Source organism: Pseudomonas sp. SWI44, assembly GCF_002947915.1.
GTDB lineage: Bacteria > Pseudomonadota > Gammaproteobacteria > Pseudomonadales > Pseudomonadaceae > Aquipseudomonas > Aquipseudomonas taiwanensis.
This window is the reverse complement of sequence record NZ_CP026674.1, coordinates 222730-240456: the sequence shown is the minus strand read 5'-3', so window position 1 is coordinate 240456 and position 17727 is coordinate 222730. Positions and strand designations below refer to the sequence as shown.

17 protein-coding genes are annotated in these 17727 nt (G+C 62.5%); 7 read left to right on the top strand and 10 right to left on the bottom strand.

Going from position 1 to position 17727, the window contains the following annotated elements:
• Nucleotides 1–13: 13 nt before the first annotated feature.
• The gene (nudC, locus tag C4Q26_RS01125; RefSeq protein ID WP_023380031.1) at nt 14–844 is read left to right on the top strand and encodes an NAD(+) diphosphatase; all 831 of its coding nucleotides are present in this window, start codon (nt 14–16) and stop codon (nt 842–844) included.
• On the opposite strand, the gene C4Q26_RS01120 is transcribed toward nudC, so the two are convergent.
• The 3 genes from C4Q26_RS01120 to C4Q26_RS01110 form a co-directional block, all read right to left on the bottom strand.
• Entirely contained in the window at nt 812–1591 is a 780-nt protein-coding gene (locus C4Q26_RS01120; RefSeq protein ID WP_027907024.1) for a TSUP family transporter, read from the bottom strand. The genes nudC and C4Q26_RS01120 overlap by 33 nt on opposite strands.
• A 104-nt stretch (nt 1592–1695) precedes the next feature.
• Entirely contained in the window at nt 1696–2850 is a 1155-nt protein-coding gene (locus C4Q26_RS01115; protein ID WP_104882578.1) for a cysteine desulfurase family protein, read from the bottom strand.
• A gap of 162 nt (nt 2851–3012) precedes the next feature.
• Nucleotides 3013–3939, bottom strand: a complete 927-nt coding sequence (locus C4Q26_RS01110) for a LysR family transcriptional regulator (RefSeq protein WP_023380035.1) — start codon at nt 3937–3939, stop codon at nt 3013–3015.
• A gap of 140 nt (nt 3940–4079) precedes the next feature.
• On the opposite strand from C4Q26_RS01110, the gene C4Q26_RS01105 reads away from it, so the two are divergent.
• Complete coding sequence (locus tag C4Q26_RS01105) at nt 4080–5300, top strand: acyl-CoA dehydrogenase (RefSeq protein ID WP_023380037.1); 1221 nt, start codon at nt 4080–4082, stop codon at nt 5298–5300.
• Nucleotides 5301–5489: 189 nt separating this feature from the next.
• A complete protein-coding gene (locus tag C4Q26_RS01100) occupies nt 5490–6143 on the top strand; it encodes an HD domain-containing protein (RefSeq protein WP_104881916.1) in 654 nt (217 codons plus the stop codon).
• A gap of 205 nt (nt 6144–6348) precedes the next feature.
• Here the strand turns inward: C4Q26_RS01100 and C4Q26_RS01095 are convergent, their stop codons facing one another.
• Both C4Q26_RS01095 and C4Q26_RS01090 read right to left on the bottom strand, forming a co-directional pair.
• Nucleotides 6349–7410 (bottom strand): TerC family protein, encoded by a 1062-nt coding sequence (locus C4Q26_RS01095; RefSeq protein ID WP_023380039.1) that lies wholly within the window; start codon nt 7408–7410, stop codon nt 6349–6351.
• Between the two features lie 159 nt (nt 7411–7569).
• Nucleotides 7570–8346, bottom strand: coding sequence for an IclR family transcriptional regulator (locus C4Q26_RS01090; protein WP_104882577.1), 777 nt, complete (start codon nt 8344–8346; stop codon nt 7570–7572).
• Nucleotides 8347–8511: 165 nt separating this feature from the next.
• Between C4Q26_RS01090 and C4Q26_RS01085 the strand changes: the two genes are divergently transcribed.
• From C4Q26_RS01085 to C4Q26_RS01070, 4 genes are all read left to right on the top strand, one after another.
• Entirely contained in the window at nt 8512–9270 is a 759-nt protein-coding gene (locus C4Q26_RS01085; protein WP_041925634.1) for an ABC transporter substrate-binding protein, read from the top strand.
• A gap of 66 nt (nt 9271–9336) precedes the next feature.
• Nucleotides 9337–9993, top strand: coding sequence for an amino acid ABC transporter permease (locus tag C4Q26_RS01080; RefSeq protein WP_023380042.1), 657 nt, complete (start codon nt 9337–9339; stop codon nt 9991–9993).
• Complete coding sequence (locus C4Q26_RS01075) at nt 9990–10733, top strand: amino acid ABC transporter ATP-binding protein (RefSeq protein WP_023380043.1); 744 nt, start codon at nt 9990–9992, stop codon at nt 10731–10733. Before C4Q26_RS01080 ends, C4Q26_RS01075 begins: the two co-directional genes overlap by 4 nt.
• The gene (locus tag C4Q26_RS01070; RefSeq protein WP_104881915.1) at nt 10730–12016 is read left to right on the top strand and encodes an FAD-binding oxidoreductase; all 1287 of its coding nucleotides are present in this window, start codon (nt 10730–10732) and stop codon (nt 12014–12016) included. The genes C4Q26_RS01075 and C4Q26_RS01070 overlap by 4 nt, the downstream gene beginning before the upstream one ends.
• Before the next feature lie 105 nt (nt 12017–12121).
• On the opposite strand, the gene C4Q26_RS01065 is transcribed toward C4Q26_RS01070, so the two are convergent.
• The 5 genes from C4Q26_RS01065 to C4Q26_RS01045 form a co-directional block, all read right to left on the bottom strand.
• Nucleotides 12122–13429, bottom strand: a complete 1308-nt coding sequence (locus C4Q26_RS01065) for a substrate-binding domain-containing protein (RefSeq protein ID WP_023380045.1) — start codon at nt 13427–13429, stop codon at nt 12122–12124.
• Nucleotides 13430–13579: 150 nt separating this feature from the next.
• Nucleotides 13580–14728, bottom strand: coding sequence for an ABC transporter ATP-binding protein (locus tag C4Q26_RS01060; RefSeq protein WP_104881914.1), 1149 nt, complete (start codon nt 14726–14728; stop codon nt 13580–13582).
• A 19-nt stretch (nt 14729–14747) separates the two neighbouring features.
• A complete protein-coding gene (locus C4Q26_RS01055; RefSeq protein WP_023380047.1) occupies nt 14748–15557 on the bottom strand; it encodes an ABC transporter permease in 810 nt (269 codons plus the stop codon).
• A gap of 6 nt (nt 15558–15563) precedes the next feature.
• Nucleotides 15564–16481, bottom strand: coding sequence for an ABC transporter permease (locus C4Q26_RS01050; protein ID WP_023380048.1), 918 nt, complete (start codon nt 16479–16481; stop codon nt 15564–15566).
• The gene (locus tag C4Q26_RS01045) at nt 16478–17503 is read right to left on the bottom strand and encodes an ABC transporter substrate-binding protein (protein ID WP_104882576.1); all 1026 of its coding nucleotides are present in this window, start codon (nt 17501–17503) and stop codon (nt 16478–16480) included. The genes C4Q26_RS01050 and C4Q26_RS01045 overlap by 4 nt, the downstream gene beginning before the upstream one ends.
• Between the last annotated feature and the right edge of the window lie 224 nt (nt 17504–17727).

The following is a 17727-nucleotide window of genomic DNA, read 5'->3' as shown; positions in this document are numbered from 1 at the left end:
AAGGAACCTCCACATGTCAGCTCGCTGGATCACCGCAGTACTCGACCCGCAAATCACCGGGGGACTTGCCGTCGCCCGCAGCCCGGACGGGTTCCTGCTGGATGACAATGGCGCGCTGTTCCCCCGGGACTGGCTCAAGCGCCAGGACCTGGACGTGCTGTGCGAGCAGGGTATCGGCCACTTCGACGGCGAGCCCGTGTTCCTGCTCGAACTGCGCAGCGCCAGCGAGGTGCCGGGTTGCCATTGGCGCGGGCTGCGTTCGTTCATGCTCGAAGGCGATTTCGAGACCTACAAGATTCTGGGCTATGCCGCGCAGATCGGCACCTGGGCGCGCGAGCACCGTTTTTGCGGCAGTTGCGGCCAGCCGATGACGCAAATTCGCTGGGAGCGGGCGATGTATTGCCAGCCCTGCGACCTGCGTAGCTACCCGCGTATCTCGCCGAGCATGATCGTGCTGGTGACCCGTGGCGACGAGATCCTGCTGGCCCGTTCGCCACGTTTCGTGAGCGGTGTCTACAGCACACTGGCCGGCTTCGCCGAGCCTGGTGAGTCGGCCGAGGATTGCCTGGTGCGTGAAGTGCGTGAGGAGGTCGCGGTTGAGGTGAAGGACATCCAGTACATCGGGAGCCAGTGCTGGCCGTTCCCGCATTCGATGATGCTGGGTTTCCATGCCGAGTACGCGGGGGGCGAGATCGTCATGCAGCCGGACGAGATCGAAGACGCCAAGTGGTTCAGCGTGCATGAACTGCCACCCCTGCCGGCCGGGCGCTCCATCGCCCGATACCTGATCGACCTGTATGTGGCGCGTCGTTTAGGCCTGCCCGAACCAGTGCTGCCACGCTAGGCGCACGGTCAAGGCCAGCACCACGGTGATGAACACCGGGCGGATGAACTTGCTGCCGCCGCTGATCGCTGTGCGTGCGCCGAAGAAGGCACCGACCATCACCGACAGACCCATGCACAAGCCGACGATGTAGTCCACCTGCCCGGAAATGATGAACACCGTCAGCGCCGCGATGTTGCTGACGAAGTTCATGCTGCGCGCCACACCGCTGGCCCGTACCAAGTCGATGGGGTAGAGCAGCAAGGTGCTCACGGTCCAGAACGCGCCGGTGCCGGGGCCGGCCACACCGTCATAGAAGCCCAGGGTGAAGCCCTGGGGTAACTGCCACTTCTTCTTGATTGGCGCATCGGCGTCCAGGGGCGCCTTGGGCGTGCCACCGAACAACAGGTAGATACCGCAGGCGAAGACGATGACCGGGAGCATCTTGTTCAGCCATTCGGCGGGCATGTAGTGGGCGACCACCGCACCGATCAAGGCACCCACCAGTGTGCCGAGCAGTGCCCGACGCCATTGGGCAGGGTGGAACAGCTTGCGTCGGTAGTAGGTGAAACCGGCGGTAGCCGAACCGAAGGTCGAGCTGAGTTTGTTGGTGCCCAGTACCAAGTGCGGCGGCATGCCAGCGGTGAGCAAGGCCGGCGTGGTCAGCAGGCCACCGCCACCGGCGATGGCATCGATGAAACCGGCGACGAAGGCGACCAGGGCAAGTATCAGCAGGGTAAGCGGTTCTACGGTGAGTTCGAAGGGCATGGATTTTTGGCGGACAGTCAGGCAAGGGGCGGCCATCGGCCGCGCTGGAAGGCGACCATGTTAATCCCGTGCGCCCTGTGTTGCGACCGAAACGTAACGTGGCCTTACCACAATGCCTGCGAAGCCGCCGTCACCACCCGCGAGAAGACTTCGACGGCCTTGTCCACCTCGGCCTCGGTGGTGAACCGTCCTAGGCTGATGCGCACGCTCTTGCGCGCCAGCGCTTCGTCCAACCCCAGCGCCAACAGCACGTGCGACGCGGCGTTGCTTGCCGAGTTGCACGCCGAGGTGGTCGAAAGCGCAAGCTCGCTGGCCAAGGCTGCACTGTTGAACCCTTTGGCCTCGATACACAGGTTCAAGGTGTGCGGGATGCGCTGTGTACGGCTGCCGTTGAGGCTCACCCCCGGCAACGCCAGCAAGCCTGCACGCAGGCGTTCGGCCAGCCGTTCGATACGCTGGTGTTCGCCGTCGCCCGGCTGACCGGCCAGCGCGAACGCGGTGCCCATCGCGACGATCTGGTGGGTGGCCAGGGTCCCGGAGCGCAAGCCCTGTTCATGACCTCCGCCGTGCATCTGTGCACGCATCCATGGAAATGCGCGTGGCCCCACATACAGCGCACCGATGCCTTTGGGGCCATAGACCTTGTGAGCGGAGAACGACATCAGGTCAACCGCCTGGCTGCCCAGGTCGATGGGCAGCTTGCCCACAGCCTGTGCTGCATCCACATGCAGCAAAGCCCCGTGCGCTCGCACATACTCGCCGATGGCGGCGAAGTCGGTGATGGTTCCCAGTTCGTTGTTCACGGCCATCAACGACACCAGACGGGTGTCGTCGCGCAGCGCAGCCTGTACGGCCTGCGGCTGGATCAGCCCGTCTTCGTCCGGCGTCAGGTAAGTGACCGCCCAGCCTTGGCGAGCCAGTTCGGCGACAGTGTCTAGCACTGCCTTGTGCTCCAATCGGCTGGTGATCAAGTGGCCGGGTTGCCCGGCACCTAGGGCTATGCCCTTGAGTGCAAGGTTGTTGGACTCGGTGGCGCCGGAGGTCCAGACCAGCTCGCTCGCTTTGGCGCCCACGCGATCAGCGACCTGCTGGCGCGCCTTTTCAACGGCATCGCGAGCCGCCTGGCCATAGGCGTGGCCGCTGGAGGCGGGGTTACCGAAATTCGTATGGCGGCTCAGGCAGGAAACCAAGGTTTCGATGACCCGGTCGTCGACCGGCGTGGTGGCAGCGTAATCGAAGTAAAGCGGGGCACTGGGCATTGGGGCGGGTCCGTTTCTGTTGCCGTGGATATGGCGATCTTTGATGAAAGCGTACCCGCTGCTGCCCGAAATGTTTTGCTCAATGGTGGGTCCCGTCGGCCAACCTTGAGAAAATTTCTCTATTGCAAGGCCTTGAGGTAGAAAATTGTTCTCCCGTCGTTGTCATGCTGATTGCAGCGCTTTCTCCTCCTCGAGCACCACGCGCTCGCACAGCTCGATGATCTGTTCGCGCATCCAACGATTGGCCGGGTCCTGATCAGTGCTTTCGTGCCAATACAGGTGCGTTTCCAGCGGTGGCACGTCGACCGGCAGCGGTTGATAGCGCAACTGATGGCGACGGGCGAATCGCTCGGGAACGGTCATCACCATGTCGGTTTGCTGCAGCACCTGCGATGCCATCAAGTAGTGCTGTGAACGCAAGGCAACCTTGCGCTGCACGCCCATCTTGCCCAGCGCCAGGTCGACATAGCCCAGGCCGTTGCGGCGGCTGGAGATGTGGATGTGGGTCATGCCTAGGTAACTGTCGAGCGTCAACTTGGCTTCAGCCAGCGGATGGCCCTGGCGCAACGCGCAGACGTAGCGGTCTTGCATCAGTTTGACATGGCGTACCTGCGGGTCGGTGTTCAAGGGCGCATCGACGGCGAAATCCAGTCTACCGGCGGCCAGCTCCTTGGTGGTCTCGCGGCGCTTGCACAGAAAACTCTCGATCAGCACCGAGGGGGCCTGGCGGCGCAGACGCTGGAACAACGGCGGCAGGATCACCGCTTCGGTGAGGTCGGTCATGCTGATGCGGAAGGTCTTGTTGGCTTGCTGCGGGTTGAAGATGCGGCTTTCCTGCACCGAGGTTCGCAGCAGCGCCAGGGCGTTGCGCACCGGGCCAATGATGTTCTGCGCCATGGGGGTAGGCACCATGCCCTGGGCGGTGCGGACGAACAGTGGATCGTTGAAGGTTTCGCGCAGCCGTGACAGGGCGTTGGACACCGCCGGCTGGGTGATGCCGACGATCTGCCCGGCGCGGGTCAGGTTGGCTTCGGTGTAGATCGCGTCGAAAACGATGAACAGGTTGAGGTCGACCTTGCTGAGGTTCATAGGCGCCGCTCTTTGTTGGAATTATGGGTCGATCATATATCGGTTATGAATGTTTATACACGTAGAAAATAGACTAGGTGGATGAAGGCCGGCTGTTCTAGGCTCTGGTCCATGTATTTCGAACCGTGAAGGTAGCCCAGATGGATTTCGCCTATTCACCCAAGGTCCAGGCCCTGCGCGAACGCGTCGCTGCGTTCATGGACACTCATGTCTATCCCGCCGAACCGGTGTTCGAGCGGCAGGTCGCCGAGGGTGACCGTTGGCAGCCGACTGCGATCATGGAAGAGCTCAAGGCCAAGGCCCGCGCCGAAGGCCTGTGGAACCTGTTCCTGCCCGAGTCGGAGTACGGCGCGGGGTTGAGCAACCTGGAATATGCGCCGCTGGCCGAGATCATGGGCCGCTCACTGCTCGGCCCGGAGCCGTTCAACTGCTCGGCGCCGGACACCGGCAACATGGAGGTGCTGGTCCGCTACGGCAGCGAGGCGCAGAAGCGCCAGTGGCTCGAGCCGCTGCTGCGCGGCGAGATCCGTTCGGCGTTCGCCATGACCGAACCGGACGTTGCCTCATCGGATGCCACCAACATGGCTGCCACCGCCGTGCGCGATGGGGATGAGTGGGTGATCAACGGTCGCAAGTGGTGGACCTCCGGCGCCTGCGACCCGCGTTGCAAGGTGATGATCTTCATGGGCCTGTCCAATCCCGATGGGCCGCGTCACCAGCAGCATTCGATGGTATTGGTGCCGACCGATGCACCTGGGGTGAACATCGTCCGACCATTGCCGGTGTTCGGTTATGACGATGCACCCCATGGTCATGCCGAGGTGCTGTTCGAGGATGTGCGGGTGCCCTACGAGAATGTCATCCTCGGCGAGGGCCGCGGCTTTGAAATTGCCCAGGGACGCCTGGGCCCCGGCCGCATTCACCATTGCATGCGGTCGATCGGCATGGCTGAACGGGCACTGGAGTTGATGTGCAGGCGCTCGGTCGAGCGAACAGCGTTCGGCCGGCCATTGGCACGACTGGGCGGCAACATCGACAAGATCGCCGACTCGCGGATGGAAATCGACATGGCGCGGCTGCTGACCCTGAAGGCGGCCTATATGATGGATACCGTCGGCAACAAAGTGGCGCGCAGCGAAATCGCCCAGATCAAGGTGGTGGCTCCGAACGTGGCCTTGAAGGTGATCGACCGGGCAATCCAGATACATGGTGGGGCAGGGGTGAGCGGTGATTTTCCGTTGGCCTACATGTACGCCATGCAGCGCACCCTGCGCTTGGCCGATGGGCCGGACGAAGTGCACCGGGCGGCGATTGGCAAGTATGAAATCGGTAAGTACGTGCCGCCGTCGATGTTGCGCTAGTCTGTGCTGATCACGCAGTTTCTGTGCGGGTTGCCCGCGAAGCATTCGACGCGGTGCATGGCCCTGGCTTTGCCAGTGTTCGCGGGTGAACCCGCTCCCACAGGTCCCTGCTACATCATTGCGGTATGTGCCGTCCTGCGAGGGGCGGCTTGCCGCCGCTGTCTCCGATTTGCCACGGCCAGGATGTAAATGAGTCACTCACCGTTCCACCCCCTCCAATTTCTTGCGGATGCGTTGCAGGCGCACATGCCTGAAGCCACGGATGACGGCGCCCATGACCTGGCGCACCTGCACCGAGTGTGGGCCAACGTACGCAGGATCCACGCGGTAGAGGGCGGGGACCTGGAGGTGTTGCTGGCCGCAACCGTGCTGCACGATTGTGTGGCCGTGGAAAAAGACTCACCCCAACGCAGTCAGGCCTCGCGGCTGTCCGCCAGCAAGGCGGCGCAGATACTCGCAGCTTTGAACTGGCCCACGCCACGCATCGAGGCGGTTCGCCACGCCATTGCCGCGCACAGCTTTAGCGCCCATCTGCCAGCCGATACCCTGGAAGCGAAGATCCTGCAGGACAGCGACCGCCTCGACGCCCTCGGCATGGTCGGTATTGCCCGCTGCTTCTACGTCGGTGGCCGCATGGGTACGGCGCTGTATGACCCGAACAATCCCAAGGCCAAAGGCCGCGACTACCAGGATCGTCAGTTCAGTCTTGAGCACTTTCCCAACAAATTGCTGACGCTGGCGTCGGGGTTTCAGACCGGCGAGGGCGCACGACTGGCGGCTCAGCGGCATCAGCGGTTGGTGTGGTTTGTCGACGGCTTCATGGATGAAATTGGCGTTTCTTGACGCCTGAAAGGTCGCGCTGGGAGAGCAGGTGGGGCAAGTCATTCATGAGGTGATGGATGATTGAGTTTGAAAAGTGGTCGCCGTCATTGAAGAGCGCGTTCTTGATCATTCCTTTCATCATGGCGTGTTGGTCATCGCTTCTAACTCTGCAAATGCAGCAGGCCTTGGGGGCCAGTGCATCCGCAAAGCGGCCCCCGGCTCTGGCTCACACCCTCATTTGCGGATCCTCTTCCTTGTTCACGTTCACGGCCTTGCCTTGCGTCTGATCCATGGGTGGCTGAGCAGCTTCCGGTGCACTCCTACGCGTCCTGAACAACGACAACACGACCCCGCCGAGCAACAACCCGAATGTCACGCCCAACGACAGCAACGCCGGTACCTTGCCCACCATGCCGTGGTAGAAGATCTTGCAGCCGATGAAGATCAGCACCAGCGCCAACGCGTACTTGAGGTAGACGAAGCGGTGCATCAGTGCGGCCAGGGCGAAGTACAGCGAGCGCAGGCCAAGGATGGCGAAGATGTTGGAGGTATAGACGATGAAGGGGTCCTGGGTAATGGCGAAAATCGCCGGCACGCTATCCACCGCGAACACCAGGTCGGCCAGTTCGATCAGTACCAGGGCCAGGAACAGCGGCGTGGCATAATGCAGGGCCTTGGTGTGGCCTGGGGGCTTGAGGCGTACGAAAAAGTGCGAGCCATGGATCTGGTCCGTGACGCGCATGTGCCGGCGCACGAACTTGAGCACTGGGTTGTTGGCAAGATCCGGATGGCTTTCTTGCCTGGAGAACGCCATCTTGACCCCGGTGAACAGCAGGAACGCGCCGAACACATACAACACCCAGGCAAAGTTCTGCACCAGCGCTGCGCCCACGCCGATCATGATCGCGCGCAACACCACGACGCCAAGGATGCCCCAGAACAGGACGCGGTGCTGGTAACGGCGGGGGATGGCGAAGAAGCCGAAGATCATAGCCATGACGAACACGTTGTCCATCGACAATGACTGCTCGACCAGAAAACCGGTATAGAACTCTAACGCCGCCTGCGACCCCAGTTCGAACCAGACCCAGGCCCCGAACAGCACGCCGACGCTGAAATAGCCTGAGTACAACAACAGGCTTTCGCGCATTTCGATCTCGCGGTCCTGGCGGTGCAGAACCCCCAGGTCAAGCACCAGCAAACCGATGACGATGGCCATGAACACCAGCCACAACCAAGTGCTGGTGCCGAGGAACGGGGTGGTGAGGAATGTCTGCAGAGCTGTCATGAGCCCCTCCTTGAATGTCGACGTTGCATGGCAACAGTGATCCGACATGGCGGCTCGGCAGCCGTCAGAGGGGCCCGGTATCACATGGTTCTGAGCCTAGACCCAATTCCCCGCGAAGCCGAATGGTGAGCTGTTACATTTTTTTGCGTGCAGCGCGCCCTAAAGGGCCCTGATCGATGTGCTGATGGCGCGCGCGCATTCGAGAGCGGCCGGCGCCAGTCGGCGCTCGGCATCTTCCACCGACCAGCGACTGGTGGGCGCCACCACATGCACGGACGCAACAGGCCGGCCTTGGCTGTTTCGCACGGGGGCAGCCACGGCCATGTCACCGAGGAACAGTTCTTCGCTGTTGATCGCATATCCCTTGCACCGGACCTCGGCAATCGCCTCAAGAATCTGCTCGGGGCTGGTGCGGGTGAGGTGGGTATGGCGGATGAGCTCGCTGCGCGCCAGCAGCGCCTTGACTTCATCCTCTTCCAGAGCGCTCAGGTAGGCGCGGCCGGAAGCCGTGCAGTACATCGGTATGCGACTACCGATCGGTAAGTGGATGGGGATGAACTTGGGGCCTACGAACCGCGCCACGTAGAGCATGTCGGTGCGCACGGGCTCGGTCAGGTTGGTGGTTTCGCCGGTAGTTTGCGCCAGTTCCGCGAGGAAGGGGTTGGCCACGTCCACCAAGGTGTCGGCGGCCAGGTAGTTGTAGCCGATCTCCATCACTTCCGGAGTGAGCTGGAAACGTTTGCTCAGCGGATGCTTGCTCACATAGCCCAGGGCTTCGAGGGTGTAGATCATGCGCTGCGCCGAACTCTTGTTGATGCCGGCGGCCTCGGCCACCTCTGCCAGGTTCATGGTACGGCGGCGGGCATTGAACGCTCGGAGCACGGCCAAACCCTTCTCCAATGACTGATTGAACAGGCTGCTTTCGCTATCGTTCATACGTTGAATCATCCATTTCCGCTTCTTTAATATCGATATGCGATATTTGTAAATCTCTTTACGATTTTTGTAAATTGTTTATAGTAAAAAACATGCCTCCTGCCGATACCTGAGGCCAACCCTACGCATAAACACAATAAGTCGCGTGAAATGGGAGTGTTCAGCATGTATCCACGTCTTCGAGCAGTCACCTGCGCTCTGGCCCTGGTCGCCAGTTGTGCCACCGCCTTGGTCGCCCAGGCCGAGACCTACAAAGTGGGCGCCACTGCCACCGGCGTTCCGTTCACTTTCCTTGATGTGAAGAGCAACAGTATCCAGGGCATGATGGTCGACTCGGCTGAGGCCGTGGCCAAGGCGGCGGGCTTTGAAGTGGAAATTGCCCAGACCAATTTCGCGGCGCTGATCCCTTCGCTGACAGCTCGTAAGATCGACCTGATTTCAGCGGCCATGCTGCGCACGCCAGAGCGGGAGAAAGTCGTGCAGTATTCGGAACCGGTGTTCGAGTACGGTGAGGGGCTGATGGTGCGTGCCGACGATGACAAGGCCTACACCAGTATGGATGACTTCAAGGGCGAAGTGGTGGGAGCCCAGGTGGGGACCGTTTTCATCGACGAACTGAATCGCCGTGGCATCTTCAAGGAAGTGCGTGGCTACGACTCGCTCGCCGACCTCACCCGTGACCTGGCGCTGGGTCGGATCAAGGCCGGCTTCGGTGATCACCCGATCCTGGCGTATCAGATGGCGCAGGGCACATTGAAGAAAGTGCGCCTGGTCGAGAGTTACCAGCCGCACCTCAAGGGCCAGGTGTGCCTGATCATGCGCCAGGGCGACCCGCAGATGCTGGCACAGGTCAACAAGGGTATCGCCAGCATCAAGGCCGACGGCACGCTGGCCGGCATCATCGCCAAGTGGAAGCTCGACTGACGGTCGTCATCCTCCGGTGCCCAGAAAGGGCGCCGTCTCTTAGGTACATCCATCCCGGACACGCTTATGTTCTTCCAGAATGCTCTGGACTTCCTGCCCATTCTGCTCAATGGCGCGGTGGTCACCGTGCAGGTCACGATTGCCTCGTTCCTGCTCAGTTCCCTGATTGGTTTGGGCTTTGCCCTGATGATGGTGTCGAAGGTGCGCGCCGTCGCCCTGTGCGGCATCACCCTGGTCAACGTCATCCGTGGCCTGCCGATTATCGTGCAGTTGTTCTACATCTACTTCGTGCTGCCTGAATTCGGCATTCAACTCAGCGCCTTGCATGCGGGCATCATCGGCTTGGGTATCGCCTACTCGGCGTACCAGGCGGAGAATTTCCGCGCCGGCATACAGGCCATTCAACAGGGCCAGATCGAGGCGGCCGAGTCCCTTGGCATGCGTGGGCCGATGATCATGCGCCGGGTCGTGCTGCCACAGGCGTTGCGTATTGCCTTGCCGCCCTACGGCAACACCTTGGTGATGATGCTCAAGGACTCGTCCCTGGTGTCGACCATCACCGTTGCCGAGATGACCCGTGCCGGCCAGCTGATTGCCTCGTCGACCTTCGAGAACATGACCGTCTACACCCTGGTGGCATTGCTCTACTTGTCCCTGAGCCTGCCCCTGTCGTATGCCCTGCGCCGTCTCGAAACGCGTATCGCCACGAGGAAGCACGCATGATCAGCATTCAGTCTCTGCATAAAAGCTACGGCAGTACACCTGTGCTCGAAGGCATCGACCTGAACGTCGACAGCGGTCAGGTGGTGTGCCTGATCGGCCCATCGGGTTCGGGAAAGTCCACCTTGCTGCGCTGCATCAACGGGCTGGAGACCTACGAAGGTGGCGACATCCTGGTCGAAGACGAACGGGTGGACCGCAATGCCAAAAGCATCCACTCCATCCGCAGTCAGGTGGCCATGGTGTTCCAACGCTTCAACCTGTTTCCGCACCGCACTGCGTTGCAGAACGTCATGGAAGGTCCGGTGTATGTGAAAAGGGAAAACCCGCAAGCCGCCCGCGAACATGCTCGGGCATTGCTGGAGAAGGTAGGCCTGGCCCACCGTATGGACGCCTACCCCGACGAGCTTTCCGGGGGGCAGCAGCAACGCGTTGCCATCGCCCGTGCGCTGGCCATGCGGCCCAAGGCGATTCTGTTCGATGAGCCGACTTCGGCGCTGGACCCGGAGCTGGTAGGTGAAGTGCTGGCGGTGATGCGAAAACTGGCAGATGAAGGCATGACCATGGTGGTGGTGACCCACGAGATGGGCTTTGCCCGTGAGGTCGCTGACAAGGTCTGCTTCCTCTACGGCGGCAGGATCATCGAAGAGGGCCCGGCCCGCGAGGTGCTCGGGGCGCCTCAGCAACAGCGTACCCAGGACTTCCTGCGACGTTTGCTGACCAGTGAAGGGGGCCAGGCATGAGTGCTGCGCAACTGGCATTGCCTGCCTCATTATGGGCGGCCACTGCCACGCCGGGGGTGCATACACCGCCACTGGATGACGACAAGCAGGTGGATGTCGCCGTGGTCGGTGCCGGTTATACAGGGTTGGTGACGGCCCTGCACCTGGCCCGCCAGGGTGTGCGGGTTTGTGTGCTGGATGCCGGCGAGCCTGGCTGGGGCGCCTCCGGGCGCAATGGCGGGCAGGTCATTCCGGGCCTCAAGCATGACCCGGAAGACTTGCTGCGCCTCTTCGGCCCGGTGCAGGGGCAGCGCTTGGTCGACGTGGCGGGTGGCGCTGCCGATGAAGTCTTCGCGCTCATCCAGCGTTACGGCATTCAGTGCGACGCGACCCGCAAGGGCTGGATCCAGCCGGCTGCGACGCCGGCCGCCATGCGTGCGATCGAGCGGCGCGCCGAGCAATGGCGCAAGCGCGGTGTGCCTGTCGAGCTGCTCGACCAGGGCCGTGTGAGCCAGCGTATAGGCAGTTATGACTACCTCGGTGCCTGGGTCGACCCGCGTGCCGGTAGTGTCCAGCCGCTGAGCTACGTGCGCGGCCTGGCGCGTGCGGCGTTGAGCGAAGGCGTGCAGATCCATGGCCATAACCGGGTGACCGGCTTGCGTCGTGACAGCAGTGGGTGGACGCTCACCACCGATACCCGCCGCATGGTCACAGCCGAACGGGTTGTGCTGGCCACCAATGGCTACACGGACGATCTGTGGCCGAAGTTGCGGCAGACGCTGCTGCCGGCGAACAGTTTCATCGTCGCCACCCGGCCATTGCCTGAGCAGTTGCGTCGCACGATTTTGCCGGGGGGCGAAGTCTGCTCCGATGCCCGGCGCCTGCTGGTGTATTTCAAGCAGGACGCACAAGGACGCCTGTTGCTGGGCGGGCGAGGGCCATTTGCAGAACCGCGTGCGGCCACTGACTGGAATCATCTGCGCCGCTCAGTGGTGGGGCTGTTCCCGCACTTGAAGGATGTCGAGTTCGAGTACCAGTGGGCTGGGCGGGTGGCGCTGACCCAGGATTTCCTGCCGCACCTGCATGAGCCGGCCCCTGGCCTGAGCATCCTGCTGGGCTACAACGGTCGAGGCATTGCCATGTCGACGACCCTTGGCCGCCATCTGGCCGAGCGCTTGCTTGGGCAGGCCGAGCATTTTCCGTTTCCGGTGACGCCGATTCGGCCGATACCGCTCCATGGTCTGCAGCGCTTGTACCTGGGCGTTGGCATTGCCTGGTACCGGCTGCTGGACGCCATCCTTTGAGTCCAGGCGCGCATGCAATCCGGCCTGTGGTGACCAAGACGGCGGCCGATAGCCCGTTCGGCCACTGCGTTGTTGGGCAGGGCGCCAACGGCTAAACCTGGGGTTTCAGTAGACCCACACTTCCACCCGCCGGTTGCGCAAACGGCCCTGTTCCAGGTCGTTGCCGGCCACAGGCAGTTCGTCGCCCATACCGGTTATCTCCAGGACTTCGACGCCGCCCCTGGCCAGCTCGCGTCTTACCGCCAGGGCTCGCAGACGTGATAGCAGGGCGGCGCGCCCGGGCGTTTCCTTGGGGTCGCCAAAGCCCACCAGCACTGCCTTGGTGTGCAGCTTTGCGTTCTGGCGCAGGTAGTCGGCCACCCGCTGCACGTCGCGCAGTGCCTTGGTGTCGAGGCTGGCACTGCCTTCCTGGAAGCGGAAGTTGACGCTCAGTCGCTGCGCCTTCAGGGCCAGGGTGCGATAGCGCGGTGGCATGTTGGTGTGTGGCGGCACTGACTGGGCCGTGACCTGTTGAGAAACGAAACCCTGTGCGGCGACGATCGCCTGGCCGGCCGGGCTCTGGGCAAAGTCGGCCAATGCCCGGGCCATGGGTGTGGCATTGGCGGGCAGGTAGAAATACAACCTGCGCGACAACGGGTAATCTTCATTGGCCACCAGCGCGCGCTCCGGGCGCATCGCGGGCGCATCACCCTCGGCGATTGCCAGCACCTTGGCGCCGTGCGCCGCTGCCAGGCTACTGAAGCCGATGGCCTGGCGATCGCCAGCGACCCGTTCGGCCAGTTCGTCGCTGGACTCGAAGCGCTGGGTCTGCGGCATCAAGCTGGCCTGGTGCCGGTCCAGTACCATTGCCTTGAAGGTCTCGAACGTGCCGGAGCGCTCGTCCCGGGCATACCTGTGAATCTCGCCGCCGACCACGCCCAGCTGCTCCCAGCGCTGAATGTGCCCGGAGAAGACTTCGGCCAATTGTTGGGTGGTCAGTTGCGGCAAGGGGTTGTCGGGATGGACGATCACCGCCACACCGTCCAGGCCGATGACTTGCTCGGCACGCGCCGCGCGCAGGTCGCCCAAGGCATGCAGCTGGTTGGCTTCGGCGTCGTTGATGGGGCGGGAGGCCGCGGCCAGGTCAGCCTCGCCGCGGCCCAGGGCGGTGAAGCCGGTGCTCGAACCGTGCGCGGCGATGTCGATCCGCAGGGCGCGGCCTTGGGTATCCTGTGCCTGGATCACACTCTCGTTAGGTACCGCTCCGGGCAATCGCTGGATGGCCGTGGCGTGTTGCGACTGCAACAAGCTTTCGACAAGTGCCGGCAACAAGGCCGCGCCGATGGTGTTGGAACCCTGAATACGCAGGTGCGCCGGTTCGGCCAGGGCCATCAGCGGTAGCAACGGGATGAGCAGGATGAGCAGGCGATGCATGCCGGGGACCTTTGGCACAGGAGTGCCCGGCAGATTACGACAGGGGCGTGACTGAAATGTGACAGCGGGTGGCGGGAGGGAGGGCTTTGCCCGCTTATCGCCGGCAAGCCAGCTCCTACGAAGCGTCGGCTTGCCGGCGATGGCGCTGCATCAATGAGCGCCGGCGGATTTGCTCAGGTCACTTTCGGCCCACTCGGTGTACACGCAGGCATCCGCCACGGCCCAGCGAACCTTCACGGTATCGCCCGGCTGCATGGGCATACCCGCGGCAGACAGCGCCTTGACGGTCAGTTCGGTACCACCGGCGGTCACCACATGACAGGTCTGGCTTTCGCCGAGGAACAGTACTTCCGCGACCTTGGCGCTGACCTCGTTCCAACCTGCTGGCAACGAGTCACGAGCGGCTTGTTCAGCCGTCAGTGCCAGGGCTTTTTCCGGGCGCACCATGATCAGCGCGTCTTGCCCGGCCGTCAGGCCTGGCGTCAGGCGAATGGCTACCGGCTGGCCTTCGAAGCTGCCTGCCCCATTGCTGCTGGCCTTGATGCGCAGGAAGTTGGAATTGCCCAGGAACGAGGCCACGAACGCGTTTGGCGGGTTCTGGTAAAGGTCGTAGCCGGTACCCAGGCCAACGATCTTGCCGTGGCTGAAAATGGCGATGCGCTGCGAAAGGCGCATGGCTTCTTCCTGATCGTGGGTCACGTAGACGATGGTGATGCCCAGGCGCCGGTGCAGCTGGCGCAGCTCGTCCTGCAGGTCTTCACGCAGCTTCTTGTCCAGCGCACCAAGCGGTTCGTCCATCAGCAGGATGCGGGGCTCGTACACCAGCGCCCGGGCAATCGCTACGCGCTGCTGCTGGCCGCCGGACATCTGCGAGGGTTTGCGGTGGGCGAATTTCTCCAGCTGTACCAGCTTGAGCATGGCGTCGACGCGCTTGTTGGTCTCAGCGGCGCCGAGCTTGCGGATGGCCAGCGGGAAGGCGATGTTGTCGCGCACGTTCAGGTGCGGGAACAGCGAATAGCGCTGAAACACCATGCCGATGTCGCGCTTGTGCGGTGGCACGTTCACCAGCGACTGGCCTTCGACCAGAATCTCGCCGCTGCTGGGCGTTTCGAAGCCGGCCAGCATCGACAGGGTGGTGGACTTGCCCGAGCCGCTGGAGCCCAGGAAGGTGAGAAACTCGCCGTCCTGGATGTCCAGGTCGAGGTTGTCCACGGCGGTGAAGTCGCCGTAGTGCTTGTTCAGACCGCGCAGGCTGACCAGGGTCTTGTTGTGCGCGTTGTCTTTGATCACTGCACTCATGGTTGTTCTCTCCGGGCACTCAGGCGTTGACTTCGGTGCGCCGGCGCAGTGCGGCGGCAATAATCATGACAAGAAGCGACAGGCCGATCAGCAGCGTCGATGCGACGGCAATGACCGGGCTCAGGTCCTGACGCAGGGTGGTCCACATCTTTACCGGCAGTGTCTGCAGGTCGGGGCTCGCCATCATCACGCTGAGCACCACTTCATCCCAGGACACCAGGAAGGCGAACAGGCCGCCGGCGATCATTCCCGGGCGGATGGCGGGGAAGGTGACCTTGAAAATGGCCTGCAGGCGCGAGGCGCCGCAGATCACCGCGGCATCCTCGATCGACTGGTCGAACAACTTCAACGAGTTGATGATCGAGATGATGGTGAAAGGCAGGGCGACGATCACATGGCTGACCACGAAGGCGAACAGCGTGCCGGTGTAGCCGAGCTTGAGGAACAGCGCATACACCGCCACGGCGATGATCACCAGCGGCACGATCATCGGCATGGTGAACAGGCCGTACAGCAACTCACGGCCAGGGAAGCGCCCGCGTACAAGGGCGAAGGCGGTGGGCAGGCCCAGCAGCACGGCGGCAAGGGTGGTCAGCACGGCGACCTTGAGGCTGGCCAGGGCGGCGTCCATCCATTCGGGATTGGAGAAGAACTGGCCATACCATTTGAAGGTCCAGCCTGGTGGTGGGAACACCAGCCACTGGGATGAGCCGAACGACAATAGGACGATGAATACCACCGGCAGCAGCAGGAAGGCCGCGATGACCCCGGTGGTCAAGTACAGGCCAGTACGCAGCGGGCGGCCCATGGCGTTGGGAGACAGGAGCATGACGGCTTACCTCGCGTTGCCAACCGGAGATTCCGGCTGCAGCTTCAGGTACAGATAGAAGAGCACCAGGGTGATCACCACCAGCAGTGCGGCGGCGGCGCTGGCCAGGCCCCAGTTCAGGAACGATTGCACCTGCTGGATGATGAATTCAGGCAGCATCATGTTCTGCGCACCGCCCAGCAGTGCCGGGGTGACGTAGTAACCGAGCGACATCACGAACACCATCAACGCACCGGAGAACAACCCCGAGCGGCACAGCGGCAGGAACACCTTCCAGAAGTTGGTCCAGGGACTGGCACCACAGATCGAGCCGGCCTGCAGCACCATCGGGTCGATGGCGTGCATGGTCGCCTGCAGCGGCAGGACGATGAACGGAATCATGATGTAGCTCATCCCGATCACCACGCCGGTGAGGTTGTGCACCATCTCCAGCGGCGTATCGATGATGCCCATGGCCATCAACGCCTTGTTGATCACCCCCGAGCTTTGCAGCAGCACCAGCCATGAGTAGGTGCGCGCCAGCAGGCTGGTCCACATCGACAGCAGCACGATGTTCAGCAGCCAGCGCCCCCACCCCTTCGGCACCAAGGTGATTGCCCAGGCCAGCGGAAAGCCCAGCAGCACGCTGATCAGGGTCACCAGGCCGGCGACGGAGAAGGTGTTGAAGAGCACGCGCGCGTAAGCCGAGTTTGCGAACAGCTGCTCGTAGTTGCCCAGCCCCGGCACCGGCTCCAGCACTCCGCGCAGCAACAGACCGGCCAGCGGCGCGAAGAAGAACAGGCCAAGGAACAGCAGGGCAGGCAGCAGGTTGCGGCTGCCTTTCCAGCGTTGGCTCAGGCTTGGGCGGCACGCGGCCGCTCCCGGAGCGCCGGTGCCGCTGGGGGCACCGTGCGCGTTATGCAGGGCGTTGATGGCAACTTTCATTTGACCAGCCACTCATTCCAGTGCGCCGCGATGGCCGGTCCGTTCTTGGCCCAGTAGGCGAAATCCAGGGTGACCTGGTCCTGGGCATAGGCGGTCGGCAGGTTTGGCGCAAGGTCTTTGTCGAGTTTGCCGACGCTGTCGATGTTCACCGGGGCGTAGGCGGTCTTGTTGGCGAAATCGGCCTGGCCCTCGGCGCTGCTGGCATTGGCCAGGAACTTCATGGCCGCATCCTTGTTCTTGGCGCCCTTGGGGATGACCAGGAAATCGGCCATGACCAGGTTCTGCTTCCAGCTCACACCCACCGGCGCACCGTCTTGCTGCAGGGCATAGACCCGGCCATTCCAGAACTGACCCAGGGACGCTTCTCCGGAGGCCAGCAGCTGTTGCGACTGGGCGCCACCGCCCCACCAGACGATGTCCTTCTTGATGGTGTCGAGTTTCTTGAAGGCGCGGTCCAGGTCCAGCGGGTAGAGCTTGTCGGGCGCTACGCCGTCGGCCAGCAGGGCAAGCTCCAGCACGCCAGGGCTGGGCCATTTGTACAGGGCGCGTTTGCCAGGGTACGTCTTGGTGTCGAACAGAGCGCTCCAGTCGACCGGTTTGTTGGCACCGAGCTTGCCTTCGTTGTAGCCGAGCACGAAGGAGAAGAAGAACGAGCCGACACCGTGGTCGGAGACGAAACGAGGATCGATCTTGTCGCGCTGGATCTGTTTGAAGTCCAGGGGTTCGAGCAGGCCTTCGCTGGCAGCCCGCAGTGCAAAATCGGCTTCGACGTCGACCACGTCCCATTGCACGTTGCCGCTCTCGACCATGGCCTTGAGCTTGCCGTAATCGGTCGGGCCGTCCTGAACGACTTTGATGTTGGTCGACTTGGTGAAGGGGACTGCCCATGCTTCTTTCTGGGCGTCCTGGGTGGTGCCGCCCCAACTGACGAAGTTGAGGCTGTCGGCGGCCTGCACGGCCTGACATGCCAGGGTCAGCAGGCTGGCGGACAGCACTGCGGTTACACGTTTGCTCAACAGCATGGTTACGCCCTCGTTGCTTTTGTTATTCGAGGCGGGGCTTGTGGTGCGCCCGCCAACAGTGTTCGGGGAGCAGCTTCAACAAAGTGTCTTCTGGCCGTTTGTCATTGTAGGTGCCGGCCTGCTGAATCAAGGTCTACGGGATATCATATTATGGTATTCCAAACATTTGGCAAGAGGGATGAGGCTACCGGCCATCACTCCGAGGTTCTGGTTGCGACGCGGGC